Source organism: Corynebacterium sp. HMSC14B06 (assembly GCF_001807075.1).
GTDB lineage: Bacteria > Actinomycetota > Actinomycetes > Mycobacteriales > Mycobacteriaceae > Corynebacterium > Corynebacterium jeikeium_D.
In genome coordinates this window covers 38,527-60,114 of the sequence record NZ_KV787380.1, presented here as the reverse complement: position 1 = coordinate 60,114, position 21,588 = coordinate 38,527, and the positions used below count along the sequence as shown (strand labels likewise).

Genomic DNA, 21,588 nt, shown 5'->3' with positions numbered 1-21,588 from the left:
GCGGTACCACCCCGCTTGGCATCACGCTTTACGACGGTTCTTGCGAACAAGAACCATGCGGTTTCACGCGATAGCCCGCTTATTTAATAAGGCTTTGTAACGGTGCCAAACCGTTCGGTTCTACTGGGCCCATTTTCTACTGGACTGTTCTTCCGAAACGCTCCCCGGTGATGGCCGGCTCATTGCGCGTATGGGTGTCAGTATAGCAGTGTCTCAGGCAACTACTACAACCCTGACCGGAACAAAGAATGCGATTGGTTCGCAGGGAAAGATAGCAAAAACCACCGCGCTCTGCCTCCCCTCTCTGGGGAGCCGAGCGTGGTGGTTTTCTACGTGTTGGCTACGTAATTAGTTGTTGTAGCCGTCGGCCGGGGCAGCCGACTCGCGAGAGTTCAGGTCGTCGAGCTGGGACTCCAGGAAGGTCTTCAGGCGGGTGCGGTACTCGCGCTCGAAGATGTGCAGCTCCTCGATGCGCCCCTCCAGAGCGGTCTGCTGCTCCTTGACGGTGGTCATGATCTCGTGGTGCTTGCGCTCTGCATCGTCCTGCAGCGCGGTTGCCTTCTGCTGCGCTGCGGTGATGGTGGCGTTAGAGCGAGCGTCTGCGTCGCTGATCATCTGCTCGCTGCGCTGGCGAGCGTCAGTGAGGGTCGACTCAGACTCGTTACGGGCATCAGCCAACAGCTGCTCACTGCGCTTCTTGGCATCAGCCAAAGTTGCTTCTGCCTCATTGCGAGCGTTGGTGATAGTGCGCTCGGCCTCTTCATTGGCCTCTGCCACGGTGCGGTCAGCGTTTTCACGAGCCTCGGTGACAAGCTTGTTGGCCTCAGCGTCGGCGTCAGTGGTGACGCGATCAGCGGTGTCCTGAGCAGCCTGCAGGATACGAGCAGCGCGGAGGCTAACTTCCTGCGACTCGGTGCCGGTGCTTGCTGCAACTGCCTGCGGCTGCTCCGCAGCTGCGGAGGAAGCCTGCTGTGCAGAAGCCTCTGCCTCAGAAGCACGCTTCTCAAGAGCATCCAGACGATCCTGGTAGTGAGCCTCAATCTCCTGCTGCTGAGCGCTCAGGCGCTCGTTGTACTCAGCGCGCAGCTCCTGCTCAATTTCCTTGCGCAGCTTGTCCTCATCGACAGCCGGCGCCGCAGCGGCAGCACCGGAAGCAGCGTAGTCTGCGCCGCCACCCTGCTCTAGCTGACCCTCAAGGTCCTCAACCCGCTGGCGCAGCTCAGCGTTTTCATCCTGGAGCTCACCCAGTGCGTCCTCCACGAGGTCGAGGAACTGATCGACCTCGTCCTCGTTGTAACCACGCTTGCCAATCGGAGGCTTGCTGAAAGCCACATTATGCACATCAGCCGGAGTCAACGGCATGGTGAGTTCCCCTAACACTTTGAGCGGACAGTTCTTAAGAAATCTTAAGAGAATTATTTCCAGTAGTACTGTTTACCCGGCCAATCCTACCTGCTCTAGTCACAGTCCTCACCCCATTTATTTTGGGCAGGACTCTATCCCCCACGTTCTAACCAATGGCAAAGTTCTAGTAAAACGTTAAACCTCGCCCTTACCCTGCACCTTTAGCCACAGAACTTTACCCCCGACACAATAAAAACCCATTGGGGATTACAATCCCCAACGGGTTCCTATTGTTGCCCCCGATTAACACCCCCGGCGGCAATTCAATGCCCGAGAACATCGCATTCGGGACAGTCAAAACAACACAGCTCCACCGAAATCCACATTGTGGATCCCAAGCAAACAGTTAGCGATATTTACGCCACCGCGCCGAGAGCTACCTGCAGCACCATTCGCAGAATCATAAGGATGAAGAACAAAACAAGCACAGACATGTCCACCATCACGTTGCCCATCGGCATAGGCGGGATGAGTCGGCGCAACAGCTTCACCGGCGGGTCGGTAATGACAAAAACAACTTCGCCAATCGACGAAAACACCCTGCCTGGTCGCCAAGAGCGAGAAAATGACTGAATCATTTCAATCACAATGCGAGCCAACAGCAGATAGGTGAAAAGCTTCAGCAGGATTAGCAGAACTAGCAGTAGTGAAGACACGAATAAACAGTCTAGCTAATTAATCGAAATACGAAACACTAACAAGCCATGCGAGCCGGCTGACTAGCCGGACATCCGGTCGAACTGGCCCTCGTTGACATCGCAGCCATGCGGGTACAGGGTGAACACGGAGCCGTCAGCCTTGATTCGACCGCGCAGACCGAAAACCAGTCCAGCAACGAAGTCGACGTAGCGCTTAGCCTCAGATGGGTCAAGCTCACTCAGATCGAAGGTGACAATGTCACCGTCGCGGAAGTGCGAACCGATGTCCGGAGCCTTGGAGTACTTGTCCTGGAAACCACTTTCCGGCTTGATGAAGACCTGCTCCGGTTCCTTGGTCTCAGCAACGGAGTGCAGGTTGCCGTAGCGGTAGTCCTCCTCGCGGGAGTTCACACTTGCAGTCTCACGTGGAGCCTCTTCGCGCAGCTCGTAGCGGTGGCGCTCCGCACGACGCGAGTCGGCATAGGAGTCATCAAAACGCTCCTCGTCACGGCGGTCAAACTCGTCGTAGTGCTCGTCGTAAGCCGCGTCATCAGTCGGGGTAAGACCGAAAAAATTTGAAACCCCACGGAAGAAATCAGCCATCTTCTGCTACGTCCTTCTTAGTGTGCGAATTTAAGTCTGTGCTACCCACAACCTACCGGCTGGGTTGACAATATCGCATAGACACGCGCAAATTTGGCGCGCCAAAATTACAACTTTGAAACTTAGCCCTGCTCAGGCAGGATTACGATGCCCGCCTGACGGCCAGTCTTCCCCTCCCGCCGGTAGGAAAAGTACTGCTCATTGTCAATAGTGCAGCTGGGCTCAACGTTGACATGCCGCACACCGAGGTCATAGAGCTGACGTATCAGGCCGGCGCGCACGTCGACACCGGCAGTCCCCTGCTTCGTTCGCGTCTTCGCTCCGGGTAAATGCTTATCGACGTCATCGGCCATCGACTCAGGCACCTCGTAATTGTGGCCAGAAGCCGCCGCACCGAGAAGCGCATGGATATTCTCGGGCGTGGCACCGAGCTCAATCATCTTCTCGACAGATTTACGAACGATTCCGTTGCGGGCGCCGGTCCTCCCCGCGTGTACCGCAGCGGCGACACCCGCATGATCGTCGGAAAGCAAGACGGGAACGCAATCGGCAACGAGTACTACCAGCGCGAGACCCGGCGTGGTCGTGACGATGGCGTCGGTGGCCGGGACAGGCTCAGTTTGTGGTTCGTTGACGACGGTGACCGTGTTGGTGTGAAGCTGCTCCATATAGACGAAGCGGGCACGGTCGATTCCCAGAGAATCGGCCAAGCGCTGGCGGTTGCGTTCGACTGCGGACGGGTCATCGCCGACATGATCTCCAAGATTGAAGGAATCATATGGTGGCAGCGAAAACCCGCCGCGCCGATTCGTCAGATTTTTTCGGCTGCGGCGGGATTCAGTCATGATTTCTTAGAAGCCCCACTCCGGCAGGTCGCTGGAAGCCTGGTAACCGCCACGACGGTCGTCGCGGTCATCGCGATCCTCGTAACGGTGAGCACCACGGTAGTTGCGGTTTTCCTGCGTACGCGGTGTCGGGTTGTCGGTGAACAGACCACCGCTGTTCGGGTTGGTGCGCGGGACAAAGCGGTCGCGATCCTCACGCTCGCGCGGCTGTGCGACCGGGCGCTCTTCCTCCGCACGCGGGGCCGGAGCGCCGAGGTTGTCACCGCCCGGCAGTGCGCTGCCCTGTCGCGGTGCCTGCTCAGCGGCCGGACGCGCCTCGGCATCCTGTGCAGCCGGACGTGCAGCGGCACCTGCGGCTGGCTTGTCCAGCGGGTTGCCGTTACCCTGCTCAAAACCGGTAGCAATCACAGTGACGCGAACTTCGTCACCGAGGTTGTCGTCGATGATGGTACCGAAGATGATGTTGGCATCCGGATCAGCCTTTTCTTCCACGATGGACGCGGCGGCGTTGACCTCCATCAAGCCGAGGTCGGAGCCACCGGCGACGGAAATAAGCACACCCTGTGCACCATCCATGGTGGACTCCAGCAGCGGGGAGTTAATGGCCTGAGTAGCGGCGTTCATCACACGGTCGTCGCCGCGCGCGGAGCCAACGCCCATCAGAGCCGAGCCAGCCTCAGCCATTACCGAGCGGACGTCGGCGAAGTCGACGTTAATCATGCCCGGAATGGTAATCAGGTCAGTAATACCCTGGACACCGTTGTAAAGAATCTCGTCGGCGAAGCGGAACGCGTCCATCATGGACAGATCCTGCTCACCAATCTGCAGCAGACGCTGGTTCGGAATGGTGATAAGGGTGTCACAGACCTCCTTGAGGGTTTCAATGCCCTCGGCGGCCTGGCGTGCACGGCGCTTGCCCTCGAAGTCGAACGGCTTGGTTACCACGCCGACGGTCAGGGCACCGGACTTCTTGGCGATGCTCGCGACAACCGGAGCTGCACCGGTACCGGTTCCACCTCCCTCACCTGCGGTAACGAAGACCATGTCGGCGCCCTTGAGGGTCTCTTCAATCTCGTCCTTGTGGTCTTCCGCGGAAGTGCGGCCAACCTCGGGGTTAGCGCCAGCTCCCAGACCACGAGTTGCCTCACGCCCAATGTCGAGCTTGACATCAGCGTCGGAGAACATCAGGGCCTGCGAGTCGGTGTTGACTGCGATAAATTCGACACCCTTCAGCCCCTCCTCGATCATGCGGTTGACAGCATTGACGCCACCGCCGCCGACACCGACGACTTTGATAACGGCGAGGTAGTTATTCGGGGAGGTCATTGCGCGTTTCTCGCCCTTTCCTATAGGTCCTAAATAATTTCATCTAGCCACGTTGCACATGGGCCGCACGACAGCATTGGCACCGCCGGGCAGTACAGCTCTCCATGACACCGCACGGAAGAAGTGCATCATGGCCGAAAAGCTGTTGACCCCATTGTGGTCGAAAACTGCAAATAATTCAGCGACCTTTTAGCGCGTGTCGCTACCTTAAACCTGCACTTGAGGGATAGTGTTTAGCCACAGAAATCACTCCAGACACCACCATTCTCTACTCTCCCTTAGCAGCGGGTAGTCGGGGGTTGGAGACATTCCAAATCTTCTCGCCACGGTTCAGCACAATCTCCGTCGCGCGTGCCTTTTCTGCCGCATTATCCGAGGACCCGAAGTACACCTCGTATCCATCGGTCAGAAATAGCTTGATCTCTGCCTCGGAAGGAGCGCTAATCCGCTCCACACGGTGTGCAACGGGCTCTGGCAACGCCTTGACGACGTTCAAAACCGCCTTGATAACGCGCGGTTCGGGGTCAACTTTGCCGTCTGTTGGCTCATCCACACGAGGTGCATCAACAACCTCGATGACACCCGCCGGCGGGGCTGCCGTGACGAACTCCTGACCATTTGCGGAAAACAGATGCTCTCCGTCAGTGGCACGGACAAACACCACCGGGGTGAATTCCCGTACCGAAATAGTCACGCCCTGCGGCCACGAACGACTGACAGTCACGCTATCGACCCACGGCTGCCCCGCCACGGAGCGCGCTGAGGCATCCGTGTCCAAGCGAATGAGCTTTTGATTCTCGGAGATACCACTGGCCTCGACAATCGCGTCTTTATCCCCGTGGACGACGCCTTCAACATCGATGTTTTTCACAACCAGCCACGGCGAAAACCACACCACCGCTGCAACGATGGCGATAATCGCGACCAGGCCACCGCCGATGAGCCAGCCGCGTCGCGGGGCGCGCGCTGAACGCCGACGCCGCGACGCTGTTGTGCCCCGGTCTGCACCGTCGGTCTGCTGAGATTGCTTTCGGCTGGTTTTCACAGTGCTACGACTCCACCTGTTCGTCGTTGTCTCCGCTGAGCTCGCGCACGATTTCGTCGGCAAGCATCGTCACAGAGCCAGCGCCGATGGTCAGAATGACATCGTGCGGTTCGGCGATTTCGCGAACGCGAGCCGGGACGCTGGTGAAATGCGGCTCATACGTCACAGGGATGGTCATTTTGTTGGCAATGAGCGCGCCGTCGACGCCCGGCAGTGGCTCCTCGCGGGCGCCGAAGACATCGAGCAATACGGCCTTGTCCGCCAGAGACAGGGCGGCAGCGAACTCGTCGGCAAAGTTGCGAGTACGCGAGTACAAGTGAGGCTGGAACACAGCGATGACCTTGCCACGACCGGCCTCGGTGACCAACTCCCGAGCTGCGCCCAGAACTGCGGAGACCTCGGTCGGGTGATGCGCGTAGTCGTCGTAGATACGAGCGCCAACAAATGGCCCCTCGCCGATACTGCCGTGGTAGTCAAAGCGGCGACGGACACCGGTGAATTCACCGAGACCGCGCGCCATACGCCCCAAATCTGCCCCGACGCAGTCGCCACCAACCATTGCGGCCAGCGCGTTGAGCGCCATGTGACGGCCGGGCTGATGCAGTTCAAACCTCACCGATGTCGAGCCAACAGTGGCCTCCACGCGGGCGCCACCACCGACGGGAGTCCAGCCGTGCAAAACGGCACCGACCGGCAGCGTCGGGTGTTTAGCCAAGGCTTCTTCCCCACCATAAGCCAGCACGTTAATGCCGCGCTCCACCGCGCGCTCGCCCAATGCGGCCGCATGCGGATCCTCAGCACAGATGACCAGATGACCGCCATCCTTAATGCGCTCTGCAAAAGCGTCAAAGACGGCGTAGTAGGTCTCGTCGTCACCGAAAAAGTCAAGGTGATCGGGCTCGATGTTGGTAATTACGGCCACTTCCGGCTGGTAGGTCAACAGCGAGGCATCCGACTCATCGGCCTCAGCAACAAAAACGTCACCACTGCCCTGGTGAGCATTGACACCGGCCTTGCTCATCAGACCGCCAACGGCAAAAGACGGATCCAAACCAGCTGCCTGCAAAGCGGCGACGGTCATCGACGTAGTCGAGGTCTTGCCGTGAGTACCGGCGATCAGGAGAGCCTTGGAGTCCTGCATCAACAGCGCTAACACATCGGAGCGCTTGAGCACCGGAATGTCCAGCTCATGTGCACCGGCCAGCTCCGGATTCGTCTTCGGAATAGCTGCGAAGGAAATGACCACTGCGTCCGGCAGCTCTCCCTCGCCAGCAAGCTCAAGATTCGCACGGTCATGCCCAATGGCGATGGTGGCTCCCATCGCACGCAGTCCCACCACCGCGCGGGACTCCTTGACATCGGAACCGGTAACACGAATGCCACGCGCCAACAGGATGCGAGCGATACCGGACATACCGGCACCGCCAACGCCAATCATGTGGACACTTGCGGGCAGCTCTCCCGTTACCGGCTGAAAGTCATCGAAATTAACGTTCATGTTTATGCTCGCTTTACTTCTTAGAGTTCACAGCCGCAGACAGCACCCGACGGGCGATGTTCTCCGCAGCGTTACCATGTCCAATGTTGGCCAGGGCGCGGCGCCCGTCGGCAAGCTTTTCTGGGGACGTGACCAGCGGAATCACGATATCCGAAACTGATGCCGCAGTCAGCGACTCGTCGGCGATGAGAATACCGCCACCAGCATCGATGACATCGGTGGCGTTGAGCGCCTGTTCCCCATTTCCGTGTGGCAGCGGTACATACACCGCAGGCAAGCCGACAGCTGAGACTTCAGCCACCGTCATCGCACCGGAACGGCACAAAATCAGGTCGGCGGCGGAGTACGCCAGATCCATCCGGTCGATGTACGGCACAGCGACATAGGGGGCGTCCTCGCGGATAGCCTCGACCTCGACGTGATTCTTCTTGCCGTAGGCATGCAGTACAGATACACCGGCGTTGGCGAGCTCTGCGGCTGCACCGGTAACAGCTTCGTTGATGGAACGTGCCCCCTGCGAACCACCGGTGACAAAGAGCACCGGACCCTCCTGCGGTAAACCGAAGAACTCGCGGGCTTCGGCACGCTTGGCGTCGCGGTCCAACGCCGCGAGACTGGCACGCACGGGATTGCCAACAACCTCGGCCTTCAGGCCAGAGCCAGTCACGGCGGCCAAGCCGACGCCCCCGAGTGCGACACCGAGCTTATTGGCCAGGCCCGCACGGGCGTTGGCCTCGTGAACCAGGAACGGAATCTTCTTCCCCGCACGGCACGCCATGTAGGCCGGTGCCGATACGTAGCCACCAAAGCCGATGACCGCATCAGCGTCAATACGCTTGAAAACCTTGCGGGTCTCACGCACCGCACGAGCGACGTTGAGAGGCAGCTTGAACAAATCCGCAGTCGGCTTGCGCGGCACCGGCACTGGCGGAATCAGCTCCAGGTCATAGCCTCGCGCCGGTACGAGGGTCGACTCCAACCCCCGATTCGTACCGAGTGCAATGACGCGGGCATCCGGCTGCAGTTTCAAAATCGCATCCGCTACTGCCAGTGCAGGTTCGATATGGCCAGCCGTACCACCGCCGGCCACCACAATGGTCGGAGCAGAGCCATCTTCCTTGAGAAACTGCTCAGACTCCGAAGCGCCTTTCGCCCCAGCGGCTGCGCCCAGATTCTTGTCTGCCATGGTGTTATCGATTCCTCCTCCGCGGTGCTGAACCGCCGTTCCTATTGTTTCGGCCCGGGCGCTGGCGCGAACGCGACTGTCCGCCACGGCCTTCGCCCCGAATCCTACTGCCCCGGCCTGAGCTTGACGACGACCAGGAGCCCTGTGACCGTCCAGCCCGCGGCGACCTCGCTGTAAATCCCCGCGTCCGTCCGTTGTCACTACGAGAGGAATAATCCACTTCGCGGCCACGAACGCTGCCCGAGTTTCCGGAGCTGCCGGAGGTTCGGGAGCCACGCTGCGGGGCGGCACCTCGACCACTGCGGCTGCCTCCACTACGGCCGGCCCGATTGGGTCGGTCAGCTCGGCCACTGTAGGTTTCCCGCACCTGCGCCCCCTCGCCGCGTGGAGTACGCGCTCCACTGGTCACCACGGGAGGACCGAAGCGTTGCGGATCGCGATGGGCACGCACCTTCGGCGCGTGGCGACGCGATTCGTCATACGGGATTGGCTCCGGTATACCCAGGAACCTGTCCAGCCCCGGACGTCCCGAAGTCTGCATTGCAGAGACTGCTTCCGATTCGTGGCGGGCACATGTGGCCAGCAGCCCCATCGAGAACAACGTCACCATCGCCGATGTACCACCGGCGGAAATCAGCGGCAGCTGCAGACCAGTCACTGGCAACGCACCGACGACGTAGCCGATGTTGATAAAAGCCTGCACCACGGTTGCAGCAGTAATCGTGCCCGCGAGCAGACGGAGAAACGGATCGTTCTGGCGACCGGCGATACGAAGTCCCACCCAGCCGAGCGCTGCGTAGAGCAAAATAACCATCAGCGCGCCGAGGAAACCAGTCTCCTCACCGATAATGGCGAAAATGAAGTCATTCTTCGCCTCCGGTAGGTATCCCCACTTCGCGCTCGACTGACCAAGACCGACACCGGTGAGAGATCCGTCGGCAAGCGAAAGAAAGCCTTGGTAGGACTGGTAGGCATCTCCCTGCACATCGTTGAAGTTACCGAGCAGCGAGTCCAAGTAGACCCTGATTCGCGCCGAACGGAAACCCGCGGTGACGGTAAAAATCACCAGGGCGAAAGCCGCAGCGGCAAGCAGCCCGGTGATGAATACTCGCGGCAGGCCAGCAAACCACGCCAACGCCACCACGACGAACGCCATGGAAGCAACCATGCCGAGGTCACGCTGCAGCATCACCAGTGCCAATACCACGAAGCTGACCGCACCGAACAGCCCGAACAAATCGGTATAGGACACAGCAGTGCGGACCTTTTCAGCCAGCAGCTTCGAACCCCACAGTGCCAGCGCGATCTTCGCGATTTCTGATGGCTGCATGGTGATACCACCAATACTCAGCCACGAACGCGCACCGGTTTCCTCCAGGCCGATGCCGATACCAGGGATAATCACCAAAACCAGCAGCACAAAGGACAAAATCAGCGCTGCTGTCGATAGCGAGCGAATCAATTCCACCCGCATTCGCAGCACGATCCACATGGAGATAAGACCCGCCACCACCATGACCAGCTGACGGATGAACACCGACCACACGCTGCCCGAGTCGTTACCCGCGCTGGCCATGGATGCCGACAGCACCATCACCAGGCCTATCGACGTCAGCAGCGCGACGATGATCATCAGTAGGTGGTAGTCGAACAGCGGACGCGACTTCCAGTCGTTAAAACGCTCCACCCACGCCGGCCGCTCTCGAGCACTAGAGCTTGACGACGAGGGCCGCTGTGAACTGGTAGCCTTCGTCCCCTTTTGTGCCGTCGCGGCGCTAGCGCTTAAATTACGAGCCTTGCGGGAGTTATCCATCAGTTGACGTCACCTTCTGCGCCCATTGCGCGAACAAGTCGCCACGTTCAGCCATTCCGGAGTACATGTCCAAGCTGGCGGCAGCTGGTGCCAACAGCACCACATCCCCAGGGTTGGCATATTCACTAGCTGCCATACAGACCTTTGCCATGGCATCGACCTTGTCAGTGTCATCAATGACAACGACCGGCACAGCAGGTGCGATGCGGGAGAGCGCATCGCTGACTAGTTGCCTATCGACGCCCAGAACCACGGCGGCCTGCAGGCGATGAGCATGCTTCGCCACTAGCGGCGAGATTTCCGCGCCCTTGAGCTGACCACCGACGATCCAAACGACACGCTCATGACCGGACAGTGCAGCGTCGGCAGCGTGGGGGTTGGTGGCCTTGGAGTCATCAATCCACACGACATCATTTGCCTTATGGACAATCTGACCGCGGTGTGCGCGAACTTCGAAAGTCTCCAATTCCGCTGCAATTTGCTCCGGTGAGGTACCGATACTGCGCGCCATCGCAGTGGCGGCCACCGCGTCGAGAACACCTGCCCGGCCGGGAGGAGAAATTCCCGCTACCGGTGCGATGACAATGCCCGGACCAGAGTCGTCAGCTGCGGCATCGCCGCCGCCAAAAGCACGGTCGACAATCATGCCGTCGCGAACTCCGACCTGGTGTGCCTCCGGGGGACCATCGGTAAAGCCCACGACGGAGTTGCCGAGCTCGTCGTTTTTCAGCATCTTTTCCACGTGCTCGACGACATCTGCGTCATCCGCACCGTAGATTGCGACAGTACCGCGCAGCGCACGGGTCTTGTCCAGACCGTAGTTTTCGTAAGAACCGTGCCAGTCGATGTGGTCTTCCGCCAGGTTCAGCAGTACTCCCGCATCTGGGCGAATGTTTGGAGCCCAGTGCAGCTGGAAGCTGGACAGCTCTGCGGCCAACACCTCGATACGAGGCTCAGCAGTCAGTGCGTCGTACAGGGCCACACCAATGTTGCCCACAGCTGCGCCCTGCTCCCCGAGCATGGCGGCCAGCATGGAGGTGGTTGTGGTCTTGCCGTTAGTGCCGGTGACTACCAGCCAGGTCCGTTTCGGACCCCACAGCTGGGCACAGTCGCCGGCGAAAGCCAGCGCCACATCACCGAATACCGGGACACCGGCCTCAGCGGCGGCGTCGAACAGCGGACTGGTCGGACGCCACCCCGGGGAGGTCACGATCGCAACCGCGTCGGCAAGCTCGTCGCGAGCGTCTGCGGTTGTGACGTGCCGAACCGAAAAGTCGGCGGCAACCAGTGCGCCGAGCGCGGAGTCATCCACGACGACAATTTCCGGACAGCCGATGTCCTTGAGCATCGCAATGGCACCGCGACCGGAAACTCCGGCTCCTGCCACCAGAACTCGACCAGAGCGCACCGTAGCGACTAAGTCGAGATCTCGGATATCGGTGAGGTTGGTCGGGTCTGGTGAGTTAATCATTGAAATACGCCTACCTGAGAGAGCCAGTCACTGTAGAAGATGGCTGCGCCAATCATGTTGAAAATGCCTGCGAGTAGCCAGAAGCGAACGACAACAGTTGTCTCCGCCCAACCTCCGTTTTCGAAGTGGTGATGGAGAGGAGCCATGCGGAATACGCGCTTGCCAGTCGTTTGGAAAACCGCGATCTGGATTGCCACGGAAGCAACTTCCATCACGAAGATGAAGCCAATGATAACCATCAGCAGCTCAGTCTTGGTGACAAATGACAGACCCGCTACCAAACCGCCAAGAGCCAGCGAACCGGTATCTCCCATGAAGATCTTTGCCGGTGCTGCATTCCACCACAGGAAGCCCAAACAGGCGCCCAGACCCGCGACGGAAATAACGGCGATATCCAGTGGATCGCGGACGTTGTAGCAACCGCTGCCCAGCGAAGCCTCGCAAGAGTTACGGAACTGCCAGAAGGAAATCAGCGTGTAGGTGGCCAGTAGCAGCGCGGTGGCGCCAGCGGCCAGGCCGTCAAGGCCATCAGTGAGGTTGACGGCATTCGTCCATGCGGCAATGACGATGAAGACAAATACCAGGAAGACAGTCATGCCGAACCACACCGGTCCCGGTGCCAGATTCAGGAACGGAATATCTCGAATCAGCGACAAGCTCGTCGAACCGGGAGTCAAGCCAGACGCATCCGGGAACTGCAGCAGCAGCACGCCGAAAATCAGCGCTGCCGCCAGCTGCCCAACCAGCTTCGCTGTCTTGTTCAGCCCCAGGTTGCGTCCTTTGTAGAGTTTGATGAAGTCATCGGCAAAACCCAATGCGCCCATCGCCAGAACCAGGAACATCACCAACAGACCGGAGGCGGACGGCCCCACGCCAGTCTGGATATACGTAACGAGGTGTGAGAGGAAATAGCCAGCGACGATTGCGGCGATGATGGCGATGCCGCCCATAGTCGGAGTTCCCCGCTTGCGCAGGTGGCTCTTCGGCCCTTCTTCACGGATCTCCTGGCCAAGACCTTCAGCAGAGAATTTGCGAATAAGCACTGGTGTTAAAAAGACACTCACCAGAAATGCAATCGCACCACTGAGAATAAGTTGAATCACTTACTTTTCCTCTCCGCTTTCACCTTCGGGCGTAGTCCCAACCTTGGCAGCCAGCGAGTCCGCGACCCGCCACATACCGTCCGCATAGGAGGCCTTGACTAACACCACATCGTCCGGACGCACCTCGGCCGCCACCAAATCCGCGGCAGTGGATGTATCCGGCACCCTAGAAGTATTTAACCCCAACTCTTCCGCTTTGTCGGCCAGGGCATGCACATTAGAACTCTCTCCGACTGCAATTAGTCGATCGATGCCGCGGCCCACAAGGTACTCGCCAAGCGACGAGTGCTCATCTTCAGCGGAATCGCCAAGCTCACCCATCTGTCCAAGCACCGCCCACGATGAGGCATCCTGGTGCGTTGGGCTAGCTGCTGTACGAGCCAGAGCGTCAATCCCCGCACGCATCGAATCAGGGTTGGCATTGTAGGAATCGTTAATAACGACGATATTGCCAGTGAGCTGCTGGACATCCATGCGCCGCTCTGACGCTGCCACATGCGCGGCCATCGCCTTTGCGACCTGCTCAGCATCAATACCGGATTCCACTGCCACCGCAATCGCCGCCAGGGCATTGGCCACTTGGTGCGCACCATAGACCTGCAGTTGGATCGGGAATGTACGCCCGTCCGGTACATGCAGGTCAAAAGATGCACGAGCAAAATCGTCGAGCTGCACATTCGTGGCGCGGTAATCCGCGGTTGCGTGGCGTTCGGAGTTCTCATCGGCAGAGAAGAACACCACCTTCGCCTGGGTACGCGGAGCCATGCCAGTGACGTAGTCATCGTCGGCATTGAGTACGGCCACACCGCCCTGCTCCGCAGCCGGCAGCGCTTCCACGAGCTCGCCCTTAGCCTGCGCGATTGCCTCGCGCGAGCCAAACTCACCAAGGTGCGCCGTGCCAACATTGAGCACCGCACCGATCGTCGGTGGCGCGATGCGCGCCAGGTGGGCCACATGCCCAATTCCGCGTGCGCTCATCTCCGCAACCAGGTACTTCGTCTCCGGAGTGCACTGCAGCACCGTGTACGGATGCCCAATTTCGTTATTAAACGACCCCTTCGGCGCCACCGTCGGACCGTCGGTACGCAGCAGCGTCGCCATCATGTCCTTCGTCGACGTCTTTCCCGCCGAACCCGTGACACCGACAACATGCAGCTGATCCTTCTTCAGCTCGTCGACGACGTAACGCGCCAACTTACCAAGCGCTTCCAGCACCGCCGCCCCGGAACCATCCGGATCGTGTGCAAATGCGTCGGCATTGGAGTCCTGCTTACCAAGGGGCTTGACGACGACCGCAGGTTGCCCAACATCTCGTGCCGCCAGTGCCATCGTCGCTCCAGCGGCCACAGCCTGATCGATGAAGTCGTGGCCGTCGACACGCGCGCCCGGCAGGGCGAGGAAGAGCGAGCCTTCGCGAATTTTTCGGGAATCGAATTCTGCGGGCTGAGTCACTGTGGCGTCATCATCGACGTGGACGAGTTCACCTCCCACGATGTGAGCGATTTCCGCGGCGGTCAGGGCAATCATGATGTCTATAGTCCTTGTTGGTTAGAGTTCCAGGCGCCTAGTAAAGGATGATTTCTTGATTTTATTCGCTTACCGCGAATGGTTCGCGGTAGGCATGTCAGGTGGTGCGCTTCCTCAGCGATTTCAGCAATCTCAATCAGCGGATCCCTCCAGTCGCTGTGTGAGTGCTTCGGCCAGCTGTTCACGGTCATCGAACGGGTGAATCACGCCACCGATATCCTGGCCGGTTTCGTGTCCCTTGCCAGCCACCACGATGCTGTCACCGCTGTGGGCGAGCTCGACGACACGGCGAATTGCCTGGCCGCGATCGCCGATTTCCTCAACAACCGTGTCAGAACTGGCCTTGCCGCTGGCAACGGCTTCCTTCGCACCGGCGACCACGGCCGCACGGATTTCAGAGGGCACCTCGGAGCGTGGGTTGTCATCGGTGATGATGACGACATCGGCACCGCATGCAGCCTCAGCTCCCATAATTGGACGCTTGGCACTATCGCGGTCGCCACCGGCGCCGACGACAACCAGCACGCGACCTTCGGTCTGTGCGCGCAATGTGGCCAACACCTCAGCTACTGCGGCTGGCTTGTGGGCATAGTCCACCACAGCCAGGAAGTCCTGTCCGCGGTCGATGCGCTCCATGCGGCCTGGCACACGCACCTGCGCCAGGCCGCTCTTGGCCGCGTCATTGGCATGCCCAATCGCATCGAGCACAGCCCATGCGACTGCGGCATTGGCAACGTTGAAAGCACCCGGCAGAGGAACTTCCACCTCAACTGTGTCAGTGTTGTTTCGCGTTAGCTCCACATGCTGGACACCGTTAGTGGCGACAGTGGCTGCAGCGGCGTGCCATTCTGCAAAGACCTCGGCAGCTGGCGTCTTGTCGGTTACGCGATGCTGAGTATGGACAGTGGTGACTTGGACATCCGGGTCGCCGGCAGCGATATCTGCCATGCGGACACCCCAGTCGTCGTCGATGCACACGACAGCCTTCGGTGCATGTGTCGGACCTTCAGGATCAAAGAGCTTGGCCTTGGCTTGGAAATACTCTTCCAAGGTCTTGTGGAAGTCCAGGTGATCCTGCGAGAGGTTGAGGAAACAGCCGACGTCGAAACTGACTCCGTCTACACGTCCCAACGACAGTGCGTGGGAAGAAACCTCCATGACAACGTGCGTCACACCCTCGGAGAGCATCTGGTGGAACAGGCGCTGGAGGGCTGGAGCCTCTGGGGTAGTCAGGCTCGACGGAACGGCACGGCCATTGATGCGCGTGCCGGTAGTACCAATGATGCCTGTCGAGCATCCAGCTGCCAGCAGCGCGCCCTCCAGCATGTAGGTCGTGGTGGTCTTGCCAGAGGTGCCGGTAACCCCAATGATGGTCAGTGAATCCGAGGGATGATCGTAGATTTCTGCAGCAACGTGCCCCATGACGGCCCGGACATCGTCGACAACCAGGACTGGGCGAGTCTCCCCTGCTTCCCGCAGGATTTTCAGACCTTCCTCATCAGTCAGGATCGCTGTAGCAGCCGACTGCTGCGCGTAGCGCGCACCATGCGTGCGAGTACCTGGGACGGCAGCAAACATTCCGCCTTCAGGCACTTCGGCAGCGTTGAGTTCGATCGCGGCGATATCCGCTCCTGCCGCCGCGGATTCGGTAATGCCGTCAAGTCGGCCATGCGCGAGGTTACACAATTTCGCAAGGGTGGCGGTCATTGGCTGTTCCCTCTTTCAAGTCAGTCGTTGGTGTACAACAAATTGGAAAAATTCAAGAGATTCACTTTGCAGAAACCAAAGTAATAAAAGTCTGTGTATTAGTGCTGTCGCGGTAACTTCATTGTGGTGGTGACCTCGTTACGGCTGCAGCAACAACTTGCCTTCGCGGGGTGGCGACGGCGGTACGTTGTAGCGGTTAAGCGCCCAAGCGGCGATGTCCTTAAACAGTGGGGCTGCTGACTGACCGCCGTCACCATGAACACCACGCTGGGGTTCGTCAAGCATGATGCCAATGACAAAACGGGGATCGTCGGCAGGCGCGATGCCTGCAAACGTGATGTAGTACTTGGAATTCGAGTACGCGCCGGTGTCGGGGTCAACCTTCTGCGCCGTACCTGTCTTGCCTGTGAGCGAATACCCCTCAATACTATTTCCGGCAGCGGTACCCGACTGCTGCCCCGTGGGATCAGACTGCATAACGCCTTCAAACATGGCGCGCACAGTTTGGGCGGTCTCCGGGCTAACCACACGCACTGTTTCCGGGCGCTCTGTTGCCGTCTTCGTGCCGTCCGGGGAAATTGTCGAACGAATCATACGCGGCGGGATGCGCTCGCCATCGTTGGCGATTGCCTGGAAAACTCCTGTCATCTGCAGCAGTGTCATGGCCATACCCTGACCAATGGGCAGGTTCGCAAATGTACCGCCGGACCACTGCGGACGCTGCGGCACCAAGCCGGAAGATTCACTGGGCAACTCGATACCCGTGGACTGCCCCAGCCCGAAGAGATGCAGCATCTCAGCGAAGCGGTCCTGACCCAAACGCTCTGCCAGCATTAGGGTGCCGACATTGGAGGACTTGCCGAATACACCGGTCGTCGTGAAAGCTTCCGTGCCGTGCTCCCATGCATCGCGCACGGTGACACCCGCCATATCAATCGTGCCCGGAACCTGCAGAACCTCATCCGGTGTGGTCTTGCCGTCTTCGATAGCGGCCGCTGCGGTAATAATCTTTGCTACAGAGCCCGGCTCAAATGGGTTCGATACAGCGGAGTTTCCGATAGTGCGCCCCTCTTCGAGCTCGGCCCCCATATCCTTATTCGGGTTAGCCGTGTCCGCCTGCGCCATTGCAAGCACTTCGCCGGTCTTCGCGTCGAGCACGACTGCCGACGCATCCTTCGCTCCCGAGTTGGCCTTCGCCTGGTTGACCTGCTGCTGGACAAAGTACTGCATGTCGAGGTCCAGGGTCAGCTCGTAAGTCGTACCGTCCACAGCTGCGTGGACATCGCGCGTGGATCCCGGGATTGCCACACCGTTAGAGGCGATATCAATGGTCTTGCCACCGTTAATACCCTGCAAAGTGGCATCACGAGAGGCTTCAAAGCCGAACTGGCCGACGCCATCCATGCCAATCTTGCCGATGACGTTAGCCGCCGTCGCCCCATTCGGGTACTGGCGAATATCCTGACGCTCCGCCACCAGTTCCGGATACTTTTCCACGATGGCAGCGGCCTTGTCCGGGTCGACATTACGCACGAGCACCTCATAGGTGCTGTCCTCATTGCGCAGCTTCTCCAGAATGTCCTTCGAGCTCACCCGGGACGGCGCGCTCATCACCGAGTTCTCCTCGGTTTCGGGTTCCGCTTGACGACGGCGACTGCTTCCCGACTTCTCCGCGTCGATGTCGGCCACGTCGAGTAGCTTCGGCAAATCCTTGGCGATCTGCTCGAGGCGTTCATCGTAGGTAGCGACATCATCCGGGCGCTGCTTATGGGCGTCCCCAATCCACTTGCGCAAAGTGTTCGGGTGAACGGTAATACTGCGTGCCTCCATAGTGAAGGCAAGCTGAGCTCCGTTACGATCGAGAATCGCACCGCGCCGAGCTGCATCAACAACTTCCACCGTGCGCTGATTCTGTGCCGCCGCCGACAGGTCAGGACCTGCGACGAGCTGCACCCAAGCCAAACGGGAGACCAGCACTACAACTGCGATAGCGCCTATAAACTGCAGCCAGTTGCGACGTCGGATGAAGTCCTTATTACTAATGCGCATTTTTTCGCGCGGGGGCACGCTTCGGTTGGTATTGGCATCGAGCCCCCGGCTGCGCTGACCATCCCGAACGCGACTTTGGCCTCTGCGCTCACGGGATGTAATTCGGTAAGCACGTTCGCCGAAGTCATACCCCCCTCCACGGTTGGGGTAGTCGTCTTCAGATCGAATCATGCGCTAGTGCTTTCTACTAAGTCGATTCTCCCGCGCGCGATAACGTTAGGCGGTATTCCCTGCCATCGCGAGTACTGAATTAATTAGTCTACAGTCGCCCGACCAGAAACAGTGGAACCGCCAGAATATCGGACAGTTGGCCAGTTTGGCCGTGTTTGTTTTCTAAGTTCCTACGGTGCTGGAGCTGGCTCGGGTGCCGGAGCTTCCGGTGCTTCCGGCGCCGCGGCTGGCGCTTCTGGGGCTGGCGCTGGCGCTTCAGCCTCAGGCGCGGGTGCCGGAGCCGGCGCAGGTGCTGGTGCGGGCTCATGGTTCTGCGGCGCATACGGAGCGGTTGCCGGCAACCCGTTCGGACGTGGGTGCGCTTCCTCAATGGCCGGTGCCTGCATCCCCGGAACATTCTCGGTGTCCTTCGGGTTCGACGACGGCGCATGCGGAACATTCGGCGACTCACTGTTGAGGTCGATAATCTTCTGCTGCTTCTCATCGCCCGGTCGCACTTCCACGACCTTGCCTTCCGGATCAGTCGTCAAAACGGCAGGCTGCTCCGGATTGACCATGCCCTCTTCCACAGCACGCTGCGCGATAGCACCGGTTGACTTCATGTAAGCAACATCCCGCTCGAGCACCTCCAGCTGGTTACGCAGCTCCTTTTCCTTGGTCTGCGCAGCATCCAGCTGCAAGGATGTCGAGGTCGAAATACCCGACAGCCACATCGCCGCCACGATTCCGGCAACGACGAGAATGATCATCACGGCCGCACCGGCAAACTTGTGGTTATCCCTCGAGGACGTCGTAACGCGACGCCCACGCACCGAGATGACCTGCTGAGAACCTGTGCGCCCAAACCGCCTGCGCTGATAAAGATCCTGTTTCGTGCGGGCGCTGCGACCGCGCTGACGAGTCTTCGTCTTGGCACCGGCGACGGTTGCAGATGCGCCGCGGGAGGTGCGCCGGGTGGGGGCGTGCTCCGTGATTGTCGTTGCCATGCTCGAAAGTTCTCCCAGTACTTAGATCGTTAAGGGTGCGTTTGGTGCGGTTGAAAGGTTTGGGTCAATCGGCTCGAATTCGCTCGATACAGCGAACTCTCACCGGTGCGGCTCGGGGGTTGTCTTCGATCTCGCTTGCCGACGCCTTCTCCGCACCTCTCGTGATGAGAGCAAAGTGCGGTTCATGCCCCGGAAGCTCCATCGGGAGCCCCGGTGGGGTTGTCGACTTCACGCGCTCCGCAAAGTCCTTCTTGACGATGCGGTCTTCCAGACTCTGGTAGCTCATGAACACTGCACGCCCATCGACTGCGAGTGCATTGCAGACCTGTGGCAGTACATTTTCCAGAGCTTCAAGCTCACGATTTACCTCGATACGAAGAGCCTGAAACGTACGCTTGGCCGGGTGTCCGCCCTTGCGGCGAGATGCCGCCGGAATGGTTTCGTAGAGCAGCTCGACCAGACGACCGGAGGGCGTAAACGGTTCCTTCTCCCGCTCACGCAGGACTACCGAGGCGATCTTGCCGGCGAAGCGCTCGTCGCCGTAAGTCGATAGGATGCGCGCGATATCACCGTGCGAATAGGTATTGAGCACATCCGCTGCGGTAATCCCCTGGCTTGCATCCATGCGCATGTCCAGCGGGGCGTCGACTCGGTAGGCGAATCCACGATTGACTTGGTCAAGCTGCATCGAGGAAACACCGAGATCGAAAAGCGCACCTGCAATGCCCTTCTCAGCGGCGCGGGCGAGAATGTCCTCCGCGCCACTTCCACCAGCGGCTGCAGGAATCTCACCACTGAGCACCTCGGCGAGCGAATCGAAACGCACACGGAAGGCTACAAAGCGATCACCGAAGCGCGCGAGACGTTGTTCTGCCCCTCGCAATGCATTGTCATCGCGATCGAGTCCAACAACGCAGAGCTTCGGGAACTGCTCCAACAGGTATTCCGTGTGTCCACCGGCACCAAGAGTGCCGTCGACAACTACTGCGTCGTCACCCAGTGCCTCGATGCCCGGGCGCAACAAATCAGTTACTCGATGAAGCAAAACGGGGACATGACCAAACTCGCCGGACTTGCGATCATCCGCAGGTGCCGATCCGTTCATTTCCCCTCCTCACCGGGTATGTTCGCACTGGTCAGAGAATCTATCGAGTGTATTCCCGGTTTGCTTAACGACGAGTGCCGCGCCAGCAACCAGACCGCACCTCATGAGCACTACTGGGAATGCTGCTATCGGTGCTTAAAACAAAAAGCGGGGATGTTCACAGGGCCCCGCCTGACAGAACCTGGTATCGGGGAAGTACACCAGGGGCTATCAGGCAGAGTCCATGCGGACATTCCCTCTTTTCGGTTATTCCAAGCGGTTTATAAAACGCCGAACAGCGAGTCATCCTCTCCTTCGGAGAAATCAGCTTCATGCTCCGCCTGGTAGGCCTCCCAGGACTCTTTGTCCCAGATCTCCAGAAAGTCAATAGAGCCGATAACCACGCACTCCTTGGAGAGATTCGCGTACCGACGGTGATCCATCGATAACGTGATTCTCCCCGAACCATCGGGCCGCTGCTCATCGGTGCTCGCCGCAAGATTTCGGATGAAAGCTCGCGCCTTGGCATTCGTACGAGAGGCCTTAGTAGCCCGCTGAGCTAATTTGACGAACTCCTCTTTCGGATACACCGCCAGAGAATGATCCTGCCCTTTAGTGACCATCAGGCCACCTGCGAGATCCTCACGGAACTTCGCTGGCAACGTCAGGCGCCCTTTGTCATCAAGCTTCGGCGTATAGGTGCCCAGAAACATGCGTCACTGGCCTCCTATCCCCGTGTCAACCTCAATGTCAACGCACAAACGCTTACCGAATTCAGGGATTTAGGCGTTGCCTTCAAGCAGAGCCGGAGGGCTGTGCTTTACCGCAGTGCCAAAATCTCGCCAAACTTTAAGCGCAAATCGGATATTCACTTCTGCAATGTTGACCAACCTCAATCAACATCACGCCCCACTTTACCCCACTATCTGCCACTATCAACACAAGAAGGAGAAAAATAGTCACAGCATCAGCGCAACCCCGCCGCCAGGACATCCACTTTAACCCAATTGACCTGGGCTTTTAAAGAATCACCTCGACAATTAAAGCGCGAATAAAAAGTGGGGCACCCACCCGCGACCACGCCGATAACGACGCCACACCAACCACATTGTTAACAGAAAGCAGTTTACGC

The 21,588-nt window shown here is 59.2% G+C and carries 17 protein-coding genes; all 17 read right to left on the bottom strand.

Going from position 1 to position 21,588, the window contains the following annotated elements; translation table 11 throughout:
* Positions 1-348 precede the first annotated feature (348 nt).
* Positions 349-1,362 carry a DivIVA domain-containing protein gene (locus tag HMPREF3130_RS06315; RefSeq protein WP_049170271.1) on the bottom strand — a complete coding sequence of 338 codons (1,014 nt, stop codon included), beginning with the start codon at positions 1,360-1,362 and terminating at the stop codon, positions 349-351.
* A gap of 398 nt (positions 1,363-1,760) precedes the next feature.
* Positions 1,761-2,060: a YggT family protein gene (locus HMPREF3130_RS06310; RefSeq protein WP_048731166.1), complete on the bottom strand. Its 300-nt coding sequence runs from the start codon at positions 2,058-2,060 to the stop codon at positions 1,761-1,763.
* A gap of 63 nt (positions 2,061-2,123) precedes the next feature.
* Positions 2,124-2,645: a cell division protein SepF gene (gene sepF, locus HMPREF3130_RS06305; RefSeq protein WP_048731168.1), complete on the bottom strand. Its 522-nt coding sequence runs from the start codon at positions 2,643-2,645 to the stop codon at positions 2,124-2,126.
* 122 nt (positions 2,646-2,767) lie between these two features.
* Complete coding sequence (gene pgeF / locus HMPREF3130_RS06300; RefSeq protein ID WP_070429552.1) at positions 2,768-3,490, bottom strand: peptidoglycan editing factor PgeF; 723 nt, start codon at positions 3,488-3,490, stop codon at positions 2,768-2,770.
* A 6-nt stretch (positions 3,491-3,496) separates the two neighbouring features.
* On the bottom strand, positions 3,497-4,816 hold the full coding sequence (gene ftsZ / locus HMPREF3130_RS06295; protein ID WP_070429551.1) for a cell division protein FtsZ: 1,320 nt from the start codon (positions 4,814-4,816) through the stop codon (positions 3,497-3,499).
* A gap of 268 nt (positions 4,817-5,084) precedes the next feature.
* A complete protein-coding gene (locus tag HMPREF3130_RS06290; protein ID WP_049192950.1) occupies positions 5,085-5,861 on the bottom strand; it encodes a cell division protein FtsQ/DivIB in 777 nt (258 codons plus the stop codon).
* Positions 5,862-5,865: 4 nt separating this feature from the next.
* The gene (murC, locus tag HMPREF3130_RS06285; RefSeq protein WP_070429550.1) at positions 5,866-7,359 is read right to left on the bottom strand and encodes a UDP-N-acetylmuramate--L-alanine ligase; all 1,494 of its coding nucleotides are present in this window, start codon (positions 7,357-7,359) and stop codon (positions 5,866-5,868) included.
* 13 nt (positions 7,360-7,372) lie between these two features.
* A complete protein-coding gene (murG, locus tag HMPREF3130_RS06280; protein ID WP_016422999.1) occupies positions 7,373-8,545 on the bottom strand; it encodes an undecaprenyldiphospho-muramoylpentapeptide beta-N-acetylglucosaminyltransferase in 1,173 nt (390 codons plus the stop codon).
* Between the two features lie 4 nt (positions 8,546-8,549).
* Positions 8,550-10,358: a putative lipid II flippase FtsW gene (ftsW, locus tag HMPREF3130_RS06275; protein WP_070429549.1), complete on the bottom strand. Its 1,809-nt coding sequence runs from the start codon at positions 10,356-10,358 to the stop codon at positions 8,550-8,552.
* Entirely contained in the window at positions 10,351-11,829 is a 1,479-nt protein-coding gene (gene murD / locus HMPREF3130_RS06270) for a UDP-N-acetylmuramoyl-L-alanine--D-glutamate ligase (protein ID WP_070429548.1), read from the bottom strand. Before murD ends, ftsW begins: the two co-directional genes overlap by 8 nt.
* A complete protein-coding gene (gene mraY, locus HMPREF3130_RS06265) occupies positions 11,826-12,932 on the bottom strand; it encodes a phospho-N-acetylmuramoyl-pentapeptide-transferase (RefSeq protein WP_069359191.1) in 1,107 nt (368 codons plus the stop codon). Before mraY ends, murD begins: the two co-directional genes overlap by 4 nt.
* Positions 12,933-14,459, bottom strand: a complete 1,527-nt coding sequence (murF, locus tag HMPREF3130_RS06260; RefSeq protein WP_070429547.1) for a UDP-N-acetylmuramoyl-tripeptide--D-alanyl-D-alanine ligase — start codon at positions 14,457-14,459, stop codon at positions 12,933-12,935.
* A 132-nt stretch (positions 14,460-14,591) separates the two neighbouring features.
* Positions 14,592-16,166, bottom strand: coding sequence for a UDP-N-acetylmuramoyl-L-alanyl-D-glutamate--2,6-diaminopimelate ligase (locus HMPREF3130_RS06255; RefSeq protein WP_049190471.1), 1,575 nt, complete (start codon positions 16,164-16,166; stop codon positions 14,592-14,594).
* 138 nt (positions 16,167-16,304) lie between these two features.
* Positions 16,305-18,386, bottom strand: coding sequence for a peptidoglycan D,D-transpeptidase FtsI family protein (locus HMPREF3130_RS06250; protein ID WP_083276345.1), 2,082 nt, complete (start codon positions 18,384-18,386; stop codon positions 16,305-16,307).
* Positions 18,387-18,556: 170 nt separating this feature from the next.
* A complete protein-coding gene (locus HMPREF3130_RS06245) occupies positions 18,557-19,372 on the bottom strand; it encodes a cell division protein FtsL (RefSeq protein ID WP_070429546.1) in 816 nt (271 codons plus the stop codon).
* 64 nt (positions 19,373-19,436) lie between these two features.
* On the bottom strand, positions 19,437-20,477 hold the full coding sequence (gene rsmH, locus HMPREF3130_RS06240; protein ID WP_070429545.1) for a 16S rRNA (cytosine(1402)-N(4))-methyltransferase RsmH: 1,041 nt from the start codon (positions 20,475-20,477) through the stop codon (positions 19,437-19,439).
* A gap of 260 nt (positions 20,478-20,737) precedes the next feature.
* Positions 20,738-21,169, bottom strand: coding sequence for a division/cell wall cluster transcriptional repressor MraZ (gene mraZ, locus HMPREF3130_RS06235; RefSeq protein ID WP_005510286.1), 432 nt, complete (start codon positions 21,167-21,169; stop codon positions 20,738-20,740).
* Positions 21,170-21,588: the final 419 nt, after the last annotated feature.

What these genes read in the sequence shown, in the direction of transcription:
- HMPREF3130_RS06315 (WP_049170271.1), bottom strand. Translation starts at nt 1,362, where the DNA reads ATGCCGTTGACTCCGGCTGATGTGCATAATGTGGCTTTCAGCAAGCCT.
- sepF (WP_048731168.1), bottom strand. Translation starts at nt 2,645, where the DNA reads ATGGCTGATTTCTTCCGTGGGGTTTCAAATTTTTTCGGTCTTACCCCG.
- pgeF (WP_070429552.1), bottom strand. Translation starts at nt 3,490, where the DNA reads ATGACTGAATCCCGCCGCAGCCGAAAAAATCTGACGAATCGGCGCGGC.
- ftsZ (WP_070429551.1), bottom strand. Translation starts at nt 4,816, where the DNA reads ATGACCTCCCCGAATAACTACCTCGCCGTTATCAAAGTCGTCGGTGTC.
- murC (WP_070429550.1), bottom strand. Translation starts at nt 7,359, where the DNA reads ATGAACGTTAATTTCGATGACTTTCAGCCGGTAACGGGAGAGCTGCCC.
- murG (WP_016422999.1), bottom strand. Translation starts at nt 8,545, where the DNA reads ATGGCAGACAAGAATCTGGGCGCAGCCGCTGGGGCGAAAGGCGCTTCG.
- ftsW (WP_070429549.1), bottom strand. Translation starts at nt 10,358, where the DNA reads ATGGATAACTCCCGCAAGGCTCGTAATTTAAGCGCTAGCGCCGCGACG.
- murD (WP_070429548.1), bottom strand. Translation starts at nt 11,829, where the DNA reads ATGATTAACTCACCAGACCCGACCAACCTCACCGATATCCGAGATCTC.
- murF (WP_070429547.1), bottom strand. Translation starts at nt 14,459, where the DNA reads ATGATTGCCCTGACCGCCGCGGAAATCGCTCACATCGTGGGAGGTGAA.
- HMPREF3130_RS06255 (WP_049190471.1), bottom strand. Translation starts at nt 16,166, where the DNA reads ATGACCGCCACCCTTGCGAAATTGTGTAACCTCGCGCATGGCCGACTT.
- HMPREF3130_RS06250 (WP_083276345.1), bottom strand. Translation starts at nt 18,386, where the DNA reads ATGATTCGATCTGAAGACGACTACCCCAACCGTGGAGGGGGGTATGAC.
- HMPREF3130_RS06245 (WP_070429546.1), bottom strand. Translation starts at nt 19,372, where the DNA reads ATGGCAACGACAATCACGGAGCACGCCCCCACCCGGCGCACCTCCCGC.
- rsmH (WP_070429545.1), bottom strand. Translation starts at nt 20,477, where the DNA reads ATGAACGGATCGGCACCTGCGGATGATCGCAAGTCCGGCGAGTTTGGT.
- mraZ (WP_005510286.1), bottom strand. Translation starts at nt 21,169, where the DNA reads ATGTTTCTGGGCACCTATACGCCGAAGCTTGATGACAAAGGGCGCCTG.